The sequence below is a fragment of the Variovorax sp. WDL1 genome, from assembly GCF_001541225.1.
In the GTDB taxonomy this organism is placed as follows: Bacteria; Pseudomonadota; Gammaproteobacteria; order Burkholderiales; family Burkholderiaceae_C; genus Variovorax.
Genome location: NZ_LMTS01000349.1, coordinates 69,570 through 80,128, shown reverse-complemented (window position 1 = coordinate 80,128; position 10,559 = coordinate 69,570). Strand labels below are relative to the sequence as shown.

General features: G+C 69.6%; 12 protein-coding genes. 3 read left to right on the top strand and 9 right to left on the bottom strand.

What is annotated here, in order from left to right; all coding sequences use genetic code 11:
* Window positions 1–64: 64 nt before the first annotated feature.
* The 3 genes from APY03_RS39515 to APY03_RS39505 all read right to left on the bottom strand — a co-directional run bounded on the left by APY03_RS39515 (window position 65) and on the right by APY03_RS39505 (window position 2,078).
* Window positions 65–724 (bottom strand): peroxiredoxin, encoded by a 660-nt coding sequence (locus APY03_RS39515; protein ID WP_068686288.1) that lies wholly within the window; start codon window positions 722–724, stop codon window positions 65–67.
* A gap of 157 nt (window positions 725–881) precedes the next feature.
* Window positions 882–1,046: an FmdB family zinc ribbon protein gene (locus APY03_RS39510; protein ID WP_068686286.1), complete on the bottom strand. Its 165-nt coding sequence runs from the start codon at window positions 1,044–1,046 to the stop codon at window positions 882–884.
* Between the two features lie 108 nt (window positions 1,047–1,154).
* On the bottom strand, window positions 1,155–2,078 hold the full coding sequence (locus APY03_RS39505) for a LysR substrate-binding domain-containing protein (protein WP_068686285.1): 924 nt from the start codon (window positions 2,076–2,078) through the stop codon (window positions 1,155–1,157).
* A 174-nt stretch (window positions 2,079–2,252) separates the two neighbouring features.
* Between APY03_RS39505 and APY03_RS39500 the strand changes: the two genes are divergently transcribed.
* From APY03_RS39500 to APY03_RS39490, 3 genes are all read left to right on the top strand, one after another.
* Complete coding sequence (locus tag APY03_RS39500) at window positions 2,253–3,449, top strand: acyl-CoA dehydrogenase (protein ID WP_068686283.1); 1,197 nt, start codon at window positions 2,253–2,255, stop codon at window positions 3,447–3,449.
* 29 nt (window positions 3,450–3,478) lie between these two features.
* Complete coding sequence (locus APY03_RS39495; protein ID WP_068686281.1) at window positions 3,479–4,711, top strand: CaiB/BaiF CoA transferase family protein; 1,233 nt, start codon at window positions 3,479–3,481, stop codon at window positions 4,709–4,711.
* Between the two features lie 88 nt (window positions 4,712–4,799).
* Complete coding sequence (locus tag APY03_RS39490) at window positions 4,800–5,927, top strand: Fic family protein (RefSeq protein WP_068686350.1); 1,128 nt, start codon at window positions 4,800–4,802, stop codon at window positions 5,925–5,927.
* Between the two features lie 9 nt (window positions 5,928–5,936).
* Here the strand turns inward: APY03_RS39490 and APY03_RS39485 are convergent, their stop codons facing one another.
* The 6 genes from APY03_RS39485 to APY03_RS39460 all read right to left on the bottom strand — a co-directional run bounded on the left by APY03_RS39485 (window position 5,937) and on the right by APY03_RS39460 (window position 10,538).
* Entirely contained in the window at window positions 5,937–6,395 is a 459-nt protein-coding gene (locus APY03_RS39485; RefSeq protein ID WP_068686278.1) for a CopD family protein, read from the bottom strand.
* Between the two features lie 96 nt (window positions 6,396–6,491).
* Window positions 6,492–7,472 (bottom strand): tripartite tricarboxylate transporter substrate binding protein, encoded by a 981-nt coding sequence (locus APY03_RS39480; protein ID WP_068686276.1) that lies wholly within the window; start codon window positions 7,470–7,472, stop codon window positions 6,492–6,494.
* 46 nt (window positions 7,473–7,518) lie between these two features.
* Complete coding sequence (locus APY03_RS39475) at window positions 7,519–7,881, bottom strand: cupin domain-containing protein (RefSeq protein WP_068686274.1); 363 nt, start codon at window positions 7,879–7,881, stop codon at window positions 7,519–7,521.
* A 7-nt stretch (window positions 7,882–7,888) separates the two neighbouring features.
* The gene (locus APY03_RS39470; RefSeq protein WP_068686272.1) at window positions 7,889–8,890 is read right to left on the bottom strand and encodes a quinone oxidoreductase family protein; all 1,002 of its coding nucleotides are present in this window, start codon (window positions 8,888–8,890) and stop codon (window positions 7,889–7,891) included.
* The gene (locus tag APY03_RS39465) at window positions 8,887–9,777 is read right to left on the bottom strand and encodes a 3-keto-5-aminohexanoate cleavage protein (RefSeq protein ID WP_068686270.1); all 891 of its coding nucleotides are present in this window, start codon (window positions 9,775–9,777) and stop codon (window positions 8,887–8,889) included. The genes APY03_RS39470 and APY03_RS39465 overlap by 4 nt, the downstream gene beginning before the upstream one ends.
* Window positions 9,774–10,538, bottom strand: coding sequence for an SDR family NAD(P)-dependent oxidoreductase (locus tag APY03_RS39460; RefSeq protein WP_068686268.1), 765 nt, complete (start codon window positions 10,536–10,538; stop codon window positions 9,774–9,776). Before APY03_RS39460 ends, APY03_RS39465 begins: the two co-directional genes overlap by 4 nt.
* Between the last annotated feature and the right edge of the window lie 21 nt (window positions 10,539–10,559).

Genomic DNA, 10,559 nt, shown 5'->3' with positions numbered 1-10,559 from the left:
CCGACCAGATAGGACTGGCAGCCGCCGGTCGCGACCTGCTCGAAGATCATGCCCGCGGCCGGGCTCAGCCGGGCTGCTTGACCACGCGCAGGTAGGGCCTTGGCGCCTCCCAGCCGCCGGGGAACAGCTTCTTCGCATCGTCGTCCGAGACCGAGCCGGCAATGATCACGTCCTCGCCGTGCTTCCAGTTCACCGGCGTGGCGACCTTGTGCTTGGCGGTCAGCTGCATGGAGTCGAGCACGCGCAGGATCTCGTCGAAGTTGCGGCCGGTGGTCATCGGGTAGGTCAGCATCAGCTTGATCTTCTTGTCGGGCCCGATGATGAAGACGGAGCGCACCGTGGCGTTGGTGGCCGCGGTGCGGCCTTCGGAGCTGCCCGGCTCCTCGGCCGGCAGCATGTTGTAGAGCTTCGCCACGTGGAGGTCGGTGTCGGCGATCATCGGGTAGTTGGGGCGGGCGCCCTGCGTTTCCTCGATGTCGTCGCACCAGCGGTCATGCGCGTCGACCGGGTCGATGCTCAGGCCGATCAGCTTGGCGTTGCGCTTGGTGAACTCCGGCTCGATCTTCGCCATGTAACCCAGTTCGGTGGTGCATACCGGCGTGAAGTCCTTGGGGTGCGAGAACAGGACTGCCCACTGGTCGCCGATCCATTGGTGAAAGTCGATGTCCCCCTTCGTGGTCTTGGCCTTGAAGTTCGGGGCCTCGTCGTTGATGCGCAGTGACATGGTCGCTCCTCGAGTAAAGAATGAGTGACAACAAAACGCTGTCGGGGTCGCCGTGCGGCGAGACCCGGAGCATAGAAGACTGGCGCGCCGGATGCCAGCATCGGAAACACGCCCCGTCTTTTTGCCGCGGCGCACCATCGCGCCCGGTCCCGGCCGCTCAGCTCTTCTTGGAGGTCTTCGCGAAGAACTGCGTCGGCTTGTGCTCGATCGACTCGCTGCCGCACTTGGGGCAGCGCAGCTGGACGGTCGCGTGTTCGGCGATGTGCTCGGCGTGCTCGAACACCTCGCCGCACTTCTGGCAACGGTACTGATAGGTAGGCATGGCGCGTCTCCATCGTGACGGCCGGAAGCGGCGCTGCACCCCGCGGGCGAGCAGGCTCCGATGCCGTGGGGAAATGCTAAACCCAAAGGCCCGCCGCGGGGCAGCCGTTCAGCGGCGTCCGGAGGGCGGTGCCTCGCCCGAGGCTTGCGCGACCAGCCAGCCGCGGAAGGCCGCGAGCGCGGGCCGGCCGTCCGCGCTCGCCGGCGTGACCAGGAAGTAGCCCCGCTCCGCGCGCAGCGGCCGGTCGCAGGCCACCGCCAGCTCGCCCCGGGCCAGCTCCGGCTCGATCAGCATGCGCGGCATCAGCGCCACGCCGAGGCCGTGCGCGGCAGCCACCGCGATCATGGAGAACAGCTCGTAGCGCGGCCCGCTGCGCGCGCGCGGTGCATCGACCTTCTGGGCGTCGAACCACTGGTGCCAGCCATCGGGCCGGGTGCTCTGCTGCAGCAGCGGCATGCGTGCGATCGCGGCCGGTGACAGTTGCGCCCTTGCGCCGAGCAGCTCGGGGCTGCAGACGGGCACCACATCCTCGTTCAGGAGCAGCACCGAGTGCGTGCCGGCCCAGTTGGCCGCCTGGGCGGGCGTGCCGGTGTAGATGGCGGCGTCGAAGGGCGTGTCGTTGAAGAGAAAGGGGCGCGTGCGGGTCTCGATGTGGACCGTGATGTCGGGCTGGCGCCGGGCGAAGTCCGGCAGGCGCGGGATCAGCCAGCGGGTAGCGAAGGTGGGCACCGCAGCCAGCTGCAGCGAGCCGCCCACGCCCTGGCGCGCCATTGCGTCGAGCGTCTCGCGCTCCATGCTGTCGAGCTGGCGCGCTATCTGGCGCGCGTAGTCGGCGCCGGCCGGCGTCAGCGCCACGCCGTGCCGGGTGCGGCGGAACAGCGCCATGCCGAGGAAGGCCTCCAGCGCCGTGATCTGGCGCGAGATCGCGCTCTGCGTGAGCGCGAGCTCCTGGGCGGCGCGGGTGTAGCTCTCGTGGCGGGCAGCGGCCTCGAAACAGATCAGGGCCTGGGTGGAAGGCAGTCTACGGCGCATGGTATGCGGGGCTTACATGGATGATCGGACGCTCGGCCCAATGAAGAAGGGGCATGGAATTGTGCGGTGAAGTGAGCAAATCGCATAACTGGGTGCCGAATCTTCGTTTGCGCTCGAAGGGCCTGCGGCTTAGCATCGCATTCAGCTTCCCCCCACCTACACCGGAGACCGCACATGGCCCACGCCGCATTCCATTGGGACGACCCGCTCCTGCTCGACCAGCAGCTCACCAGCGAAGAACGCCAGGTGCGCGACGCCGCGAACGCCTACTGCCAGGGCCAGCTCGCGCCCCGCGTGCTCGAAGGCTTCCGCACCGGCGTGACCGATCCCAAGATCTTCCGCGAGATGGGCGAGCTCGGCCTCCTCGGCCCGACCATCCCCGAGCAATACGGCGGCCCGGCGCTGAACTACGTCTGCTACGGCCTGATCGCGCGCGAAGTCGAGCGCGTCGACTCCGGCTACCGCTCGATGGCCAGCGTGCAGAGCTCGCTGGTGATGGTGCCCATCAACGAGTTCGGCACCGAGGCGCAGAAGCAGAAGTACCTGCCCAAGCTCGCCACCGGCGAGTGGATCGGCTGCTTCGGCCTGACCGAGCCCGACCACGGCTCCGACCCCGGCAGCATGGTCACCCGCGCCAAGAAGGTGCCGGGCGGTTACGCGCTCACCGGCGCCAAGATGTGGATCAGCAACAGCCCGATCGCCGACGTGTTCGTGGTCTGGGCCAAGGAAGTCAGCGAGGGCGGTGCGGTCGGCCCCATCCGCGGCTTCGTGCTGGAGAAGGGCATGAAGGGCCTGTCGGCGCCCGAGATCCACGGCAAGGTCGGCCTGCGCGCCAGCATCACCGGCGAGATCGTGATGGACAACGTGTTCTGCCCCGAAGAGAACGCCTTCCCCGAGGTGCGCGGCCTGAAGGGCCCCTTCACCTGTCTCAACAGCGCCCGCTACGGCATCTCCTGGGGCGCGCTGGGCGCCGCCGAGGACTGCTGGCACCGTGCGCGCCAATACACCCTGGACCGCAAGCAGTTCGGCCGCCCGCTGGCCGCCAACCAGCTGGTCCAGAAGAAGCTGGCCGACATGCAGACCGAGATCACGCTGGGCCTGCAGGGCTGCCTGCGACTGGGCCGCATGAAGGACGAGGGCACGGCCTCGGTCGAGGTCACCTCCCTGCTCAAGCGCAACTCCTGCGGCAAGGCCCTGGACATCGCCCGCCTGGCGCGCGACATGATGGGCGGCAACGGCATCAGCGACGAGTTCGGCGTAGCGCGCCACCTGGTCAACCTGGAAGTGGTCAACACCTATGAGGGCACGCACGACATCCATGCGCTGATCCTGGGGCGCGCGCAGACGGGCATCGCGGCGTTCTCGAACTGAAAGCCCGGCACGGACGACCCCCGAATCAAATGACCCCAGCAGCACTAGACGGCATCAAGGTTCTCGATCTTTCGCGCGTCCTCGCCGGCCCCTGGTGCACGCAGATCCTCGCGGACCTGGGTGCGGACGTGGTCAAGATCGAGCGGCCCGGCGTCGGCGACGACACGCGCACCTGGGGCCCGCCTTTCCTCAAGGACGAGCACGGCCGCGACACCGACCAGGCCACCTACTTCACCTCGTGCAACCGCAACAAGCGCTCCGTCACGATCGACATGGCGGCGCCCGAGGGCCAGGACCTGCTGAAGAAGATGGCGGCGCAGGCCGACATCGTGGTCGAGAACTTCAAGACCGGCGGACTCAGGCAGTACGGCTTGGACTACGAGAGCCTGCGGGCCATCAACCCGCGCCTGGTCTACTGCAGCGTGACCGGCTTCGGCCACGACGGGCCGCATGCCTCGCGCGCCGGCTACGACCTGATGATCCAGGCGACCAGCGGCATGATGAGCATCACCGGCCGCCCCGACGACGAGCCCGGCGGCGGTCCGCTGCGCGTGGGCGTGGCGCTCACCGACCTGTTCACCGGCGTCTACGCGGCCACGGCCATCCTGGCCGCGATCGAAGTGCGTCACCGCACCGGCGAAGGCCAGCACATCGACATGGCGCTGCTCGACGTCGGCATGGCCATCCTCGCCAACCAGGCCAGCGCCTTTCTCAACACCGGCGCCACGCCCCAGCGCCAGGGCAACAGCCATCCGAGCCTCGCGCCCTACCAGGACTTCCACACGAAGGACGGCGCCATGCTGCTGGCCATCGGCAACAACGGCCAGTTCACGCGCTTCTGCGAGGCTGCCGGCCAGGCCGAGTGGGCGAGCGACCCGCGCTTTGCCACCAACACCCTGCGCGTGCAGCACCGCGAGCTGCTGATCCCGATGATGGAGACCGTCACCCGCACCAGGACCACCGCGGAGTGGATCGCGCTGCTGGAAGACAAGGCCGTGCCCTGCGGCCCGATCAACAACATCGCCCAGGCCTTCGAGGACGCGCAGGTCAAGGCGCGAGGCCTCGCGGTGACGCTGCCGCGCGACGCCGGCGACGGCATCGCGCAGATCGCCGGCGTGGCGAGCCCGCTGCGCCTGCAGGGCACGCCGCCGGTGCTGCGCCGGGCGCCGCCGGCGCTGGGGCAGCACACCGACGAGGTGCTGGCCGAGATGGGGCTCGGCGAGTCGCAGCGTGCGGCGCTGCGCGATGCAGGGGTGATCTAAGCAGTCCTGCGGCCAATAGAGTCCTATTCGCCGCGTCGATTGCGGCGAATTTCGGCCTTTGTGCGGCGAATGGGCGCACAATCTCCGCATGAACAGCGGAGAAAGCGAAGGCCTTTACATCTGGGAGAACCCCGGCTGGCCGCGCCTGCGCTATGACCTCGCGGTTCTCGCCGCGCCGCTCGCGGCGGTTCACGCCGCCCAGGGCTACCTGCTGGGCCGAATGGCGGACTTGGGGCTGTCGCAGCGCGATGCGACCACGCTGCGGGTGCTGACGGAGGACGTCGTCAAGACCAGCGAGATCGAGGGTGAGCGGCTCAACCCCGAGAAGGTGCGATCCTCCATCGCACGCCGGCTGGGGCTGGACATCGGTGCGCTGGCACCTGCGGACCGGCATGTCGACGGGGTGGTCGACATGGTGCTCGACGCCACCGGCGCGCACGCGCAGCCGCTCACGCGCGAGCGCCTTTTCGGCTGGCATGCGGCACTGTTCCCCACCGGCTACAGCGGGCTGGCGCCGATCCGCACGGGCGCGTGGCGCGACGATGCAACGGGGCCGATGCAGGTGGTCTCCGGCCCGATAGGCCGGCGAACGGTGCATTTCGAGGCACCGCCCGCGCCGCGGCTCGAGGCGGAAATGGCTCGCTTCCTCGAATGGTTCGAGCTGGCCACCGAAGGCGATCGGCTCGTGCATGCAGGCCTTGCGCACCTCTGGTTCGTCACCTTGCATCCGTTCGACGATGGCAACGGCCGCATCGCACGCGCCGTCGGTGACATGGCCCTGGCTCGCGCCGATCGCTCCGGGCAGCGCTTCTACAGCCTCTCGGCCCAGATCCAGCGCGAGCGCAAGGACTACTACGAGATGCTGGAGCGTACCCAGAAGGGCTCGCTGGACGTGACACCCTGGCTGGCCTGGTTCCTGGGCTGCCTGCTGCGCGCTGTCGAGGGGGCGGAGGCGTCGCTGTCCGCGGTGCTGCTCAAGACCCACGCCTGGCAGCGCTGGGCGGAGCTGCCGCTCAACGAGCGGCAGATCAAGCTGCTCAACCGACTGCTCGACGGCTTCGAGGGCAAGCTCACGAGCAGCAAGTGGGCTGCCATTGCCAAGTGCTCCCCCGACACGGCCCTGCGCGACATCGCCGACCTCGTGGCACGCGGGGTGTTGAAGAAGTCCGCGTCCGGCGGGCGCAGCACCAGCTACGAGCTGGTCACGCAGGGTTGAGGCGCCACCTCACAGGATCCGCCCGACGACGGCCAGCGCGAACACCACCACGCCCAGCGCAAGGTTGAGCTCCACCAGCCGGCGGATCGTGTTGAGCTGGGCCGCGGCCACCGGCCATTCGCGGCCCGCCACGGCGCGCAGGAGGCGCGGGTAGGGCGCAAAGCGGATGTGCAGGAACACCGCCACCATCACCAGCCCGAGGGCCAGCATGGCATGCACGCTCCAGTGCACGCGCGCGAAGCCCCCGGCCAGCCAGACGATGCCGAAGCCGCTGGCCAGCAGCACGACGATGGCGGCGGAGACACCGGCGAAGAAGCGCGACAGCGCCTGCGCCATCAAGGGCAGCCGCAGCGGCGGCTCCAGCACCGCCACGGCGGAAGGGCGGACGGCGAAATGCATCACCGCCATGCCGCCCACCCAGAAGGCGGCCGACAGCAGGTGCAGCAGGAGCAGGATGGCTTGGGTCATGACGGCGCAGCTTAGACCACAAACGAGGCAATGGAACTGATCGCCCTCCTCGGCACCGACGGGAACTGCGGACCGCTGGTGGTCTGCGGATGGCGCTCAATCGACCTTGATGCCGGCGGCCCTCACCACCTGTTGCGCCTTGGCGGTCTCATCGGCGAGGAACTTGTCGAACTGGGCCGAGGGCATGGTGAAGGGCTCGGCGCCCAGCTTGTCCAGCCGCTCCTTGAGGTCGGGCGCCGCCATGATCTTCGCGACCTCCGCCTGCAGCCGCTCGATGGCCGGCTTGGGCGTCTTTGCGGGCGCGAACAGCCCGACCCAGAACAGGTACTCCGAGCCCGGCACGCCGGCCTCGACCGTGGTGGGCAGCTGCGGCATCACGCCCGAGCGCTTGCCGGTGCCCACTGCCAGCGCCTTCAGCTTGCCGTCCTTGACCAGCGGCAGGGCCGAGACCATGGGCGCGAAGAACCAGTCGATGCGCCCGCCCATTACCTCCGTCATCGCCTCGGGCGTGCCGCGGAAGGGCACGTGCTGCGCCTGCACGCCGGCGGCCAGGCGGAACACCTCGGCGTTCATGTGCGTGGCCGAGCCGTTGCCCGCCGAGCCGTAGTTGAAGCTGCCGGGCTTGGCCTTGACCTGCGACACCAGGTCCTTCACGTCGGCAAAGCGATTGGGCGCGACCACCAGCATGTTGGGCAGGCTGGCCATTGGCGTGACGCCTGCGAAGTCCTTCAGCGTGTCGTAGCTGAGGTTGGGATAGATCGAGGGGTTGACCAGGTGCCCCGCCGAGTGGACCAGCAGCGTGTAGCCGTCGGCCGGCGCCTTGGCCACTTGCGCAGCGCCCAGCGTGCCGCCCGCGCCGGGCTTGTTGTCGATGATCACGCTGGTGCCCAGTGCCGGTCCGAGGCGCTCGGCCACCAGCCGCGCCACGATGTCGGTACCGCTGCCGGCGGTGAAAGGCACGATCAGCTTGATCGTCTGGCCCTTGGGCCAGTCGCCCTGCGCATGCGCGCCGGTGAAGGCGCAAGCGGCCAGCGCGGCAGCGAGGAGCCGGCGGCGGCCGGGAAGAAGTGTTGTCATGAGGTGTCTCCGGTTTTGAATCGTTGATGGGGTATGGACGAACAGCTCAGCCGTCTGCAGGCGGCCCGTTCGCCATCACGAGCGCGACCAGCACCGGCCGGGGGCTGCGGTTGACCAGCTGGCGCTTCTCGCCCGGCGCGAAGCGGCAGGAGTCGTAAGGGCCCAGTACCTGCTCGTCGCGCTGGCCCTCGAGCTCGGACACGACATGCAGCTGGCCTTCGAGCACCAGGTAGAGCTTTTCGATGGGCGAGCCGTCGAGGCCGGTGTGGCCACCGGGCAGGATCTGGCTCATGCCCATCCACATCTGCGCGCTCGGCCCGGCTTCCTTGCCCTGCAGGCGAAGGCAGCGCATGTCGAAGTGGTTCGGCGCCTCGTAGGCGGGCGCCTGGTCGAATCGGGTGAGGTGCATGGCCGCCTCAGGGCCTCAGCACGACGCGGTCGGTGCTGCCGGAGAGCACCAGCCGATAGGCCTGCGCCGCTTCGTCGAGCGTGAACGCGCGCGCGACCGGGAAAGGCTTCAGGGTGCCGCGCTCGAAGCCCTCGCGCATCGCATCGAGCTGCGCCGTGGCGGCCACGCAGTCGAGCGCCAGCGAGTCGATGCCCACGTAGGTGTGCATGCCCCGGTAGAAGGCAAAGATGTCGAAGGGCACCGCGCGGTCGTGCGTGGCAATGAAGATCTGCGTGGCGCCCTTGGCCATCGCCTTGTTGCCGGCCTCGAAGTAGGCGCTGCCGACGGTGTTGTAGACGATGTCGGCGCCGCGCCCGTTCGTGAGCTCGCGCACCCGCGCGGCCACGTCGCCCGCGCCGGCGTCGACCACGTCGACCGGTCCGCAGGCGAAGCCTTCGAACGGCCCCGCGCGCCGCTGCACCGCGATCACGCGCGCGCCCCCTTGCGCGGCCAGCTGCACCGCGGCCTGGCCCACCTTGCCGTTGGCGCCCAGCACCAGCACCGTCTGCCCCGCCTGCGGCATGCCGCTGCGGCGGAAGCCCTCGTAGGCAGTGACGAAGGGCACGCCCACGGCGCCGGCCTCGTCCATCGAGATGCTGCGGGGGCGCGCATGCAGCGCGGCCACCGGCAGCGAGAGGAAGCGCGCATGCGAGCCGTCGCGCGTGATGCCGATGTCGCCGCCCGAGCCGTAGACCTCGCGGCCCACCCACTCGGTCGGGCCCGCGACCACCACGCCCGCGAAGTCGCGGCCCGGGGTGCGCGGCCACACGGCCTGGGGCATCAGGCCCAGGCTGGCCTTGACGTCGCTGGGGTTCACCGCCGCCGCGCCGACACGCACCACGGCGAAGCCGGGTCTGGCGGCAGGCTCGGATTGCTCCGCGATGTCGAGCTTCAAGGCGTCGAGCGTCGCGGCCTTCTCGTGCACGCGCACGGCGCGGGCGGCCGTCGCCGTGTTCAGGACTGCGCTCATCGGCCGGTTCCTCCGGCGAGGCCGAGCATCGTGCGTGCCTCGCGCGGATGCGCGATCTCGCCGCCCAGGCATTCGATGATGTCGCGCGCCTTGGCCACCAGCTGGGCGTTGCTCTCGGCCAGTACGCCCTTCTCCAGGTAGATGTTGTCCTCCATGCCCACGCGCACATGGCCGCCCAGCAGCCAGGCCTGGGCCACGATCGGGAACTCCATGCGGCCGATGCCGAAGGCGCTCCAGAAGGCGCCGCGCGGCAGCGTGTCTCGCGCGTACATCACGGTCTGAGGCGTGGGCATGAAGCCGTACTTCACGCCCAGCACCAGCGTCCACATCGCCGGGCCCTCGAGCGTGCCGTCGGCGATCAGGTCCAGTGCCATGTGGATGTCGCCGGAGTCGAAGATCTCGAGCTCGGGCTTCACGCCCGCCTCGCGGATCACCTTCGCCATGCGGCGCACGTTCTTCGGCGTGTTGATGACCACGTCGGGGCCCGAGTTCATGGTGTTGAGGTCCAGCGAGCAGACGTCGGGCTTGATCAGCGCGATGTGCTCCACACGCTTCTCCGGCGGCAGCAGGCTGGTGCCGGGGGCGTAGACCTTCGGGTCGTCCTCGCTCGGGATGAAGCGGCCGCCGGGGCCGGTCGTGAGATTGATGATCAGCTCGCGGTTCCGCTTGCGGATGCGGTCCACCACGTCGCGGTAGAGCTCGACCTGCATCGAGGGCCTGCCGCTCTCCGGGTCGCGCACATGGATGTGCACCTGGCCCGCGCCGGCCTCGGCCGCGGTTAGGCACTCGTCGGCGATCTGCGCGGGCGTGATCGGGAGGTGCGGCGTCTGCTCCGGCTTCACGAGGTTGCCGGTGACGGCGCATGTGATCAGGGTTTTGGTGTTCACAAATGCCTCCCTCCATCCACCACGATCCGTGTGCCGGTCACGAAGCGCAGCGTGGTCGCCAGCGCCTCGACCGTGGCTGCCACGTCCTCGGGCTTGCCGATGCGGCCCAGCGGAGTGGTCGTCGCCATCCTTGCCTTGAAGTCCTCGCCGCGGCCCGCGACGAAGCCGGATTCGACCGCGCCCGGCGAGACCGACACCACGCGCACTGCGGGCGCCAGCGCCTTCGCCAGCGCATCGCCCACCACGTCCAGCCCGGCCTTGGCCGCGACATAGGCCAGGTTGCTGCCGACGCCGGTGAAGCCCGCGATCGAGGAGATGTTGACCACCAGGCCGTCGCCGCTGGCCTTGAGCAGCGGCGCGAAAGCGCGGATGGTGGCGAAGACGCCGCGGAAGTTCGCGCGCATCAGGTCGTCGATCAGTTCGTCGGTCAGGCCGTCGAGGTCGGCTGCGGGCACGGGCTGGGTGTGGCCCGCGCTATTGACCAGGATGTCGCAGCGGCCCAGGCGCTCCTTCACATCGGCTGCGGCCTGCTGCAGGCTGGGCGTGTCGACGATGTCGGCGCGCAGCGCGGCGTGGCGCTGGCCGCCCGCGGCAGGCAGCGCGGCGGCGCGCCGGGCCGCGTCGTCGGCGCCGCGGTGCAGCAGCACGCAGCTGGCGCCGAGCGCCGCGAGGCGCTGCGCGGTCGCGTAGCCGATGGCGCCGAGGCCGCCGGTGATGACGGCCACCTTGCCGTCGAGTCGGGGTGTGGGATCGAAGCTCATGCGATGGAGGTGGTGCGGTGA

Excerpts from the sequence above, each read along its gene's own strand:
- APY03_RS39510 (WP_068686286.1), bottom strand. The coding sequence starts at position 1,046 with ATGCCTACCTATCAGTACCGTTGCCAGAAGTGCGGCGAGGTGTTCGAG.
- APY03_RS39500 (WP_068686283.1), top strand. The coding sequence starts at position 2,253 with ATGGCCCACGCCGCATTCCATTGGGACGACCCGCTCCTGCTCGACCAG.
- APY03_RS39490 (WP_068686350.1), top strand. The coding sequence starts at position 4,800 with ATGAACAGCGGAGAAAGCGAAGGCCTTTACATCTGGGAGAACCCCGGC.
- APY03_RS39515 (WP_068686288.1), bottom strand. The coding sequence starts at position 724 with ATGTCACTGCGCATCAACGACGAGGCCCCGAACTTCAAGGCCAAGACC.
- APY03_RS39495 (WP_068686281.1), top strand. The coding sequence starts at position 3,479 with ATGACCCCAGCAGCACTAGACGGCATCAAGGTTCTCGATCTTTCGCGC.
- APY03_RS39485 (WP_068686278.1), bottom strand. The coding sequence starts at position 6,395 with ATGACCCAAGCCATCCTGCTCCTGCTGCACCTGCTGTCGGCCGCCTTC.
- APY03_RS39470 (WP_068686272.1), bottom strand. The coding sequence starts at position 8,890 with ATGAGCGCAGTCCTGAACACGGCGACGGCCGCCCGCGCCGTGCGCGTG.
- APY03_RS39460 (WP_068686268.1), bottom strand. The coding sequence starts at position 10,538 with ATGAGCTTCGATCCCACACCCCGACTCGACGGCAAGGTGGCCGTCATC.
- APY03_RS39480 (WP_068686276.1), bottom strand. The coding sequence starts at position 7,472 with ATGACAACACTTCTTCCCGGCCGCCGCCGGCTCCTCGCTGCCGCGCTG.
- APY03_RS39505 (WP_068686285.1), bottom strand. The coding sequence starts at position 2,078 with ATGCGCCGTAGACTGCCTTCCACCCAGGCCCTGATCTGTTTCGAGGCC.
- APY03_RS39475 (WP_068686274.1), bottom strand. The coding sequence starts at position 7,881 with ATGCACCTCACCCGATTCGACCAGGCGCCCGCCTACGAGGCGCCGAAC.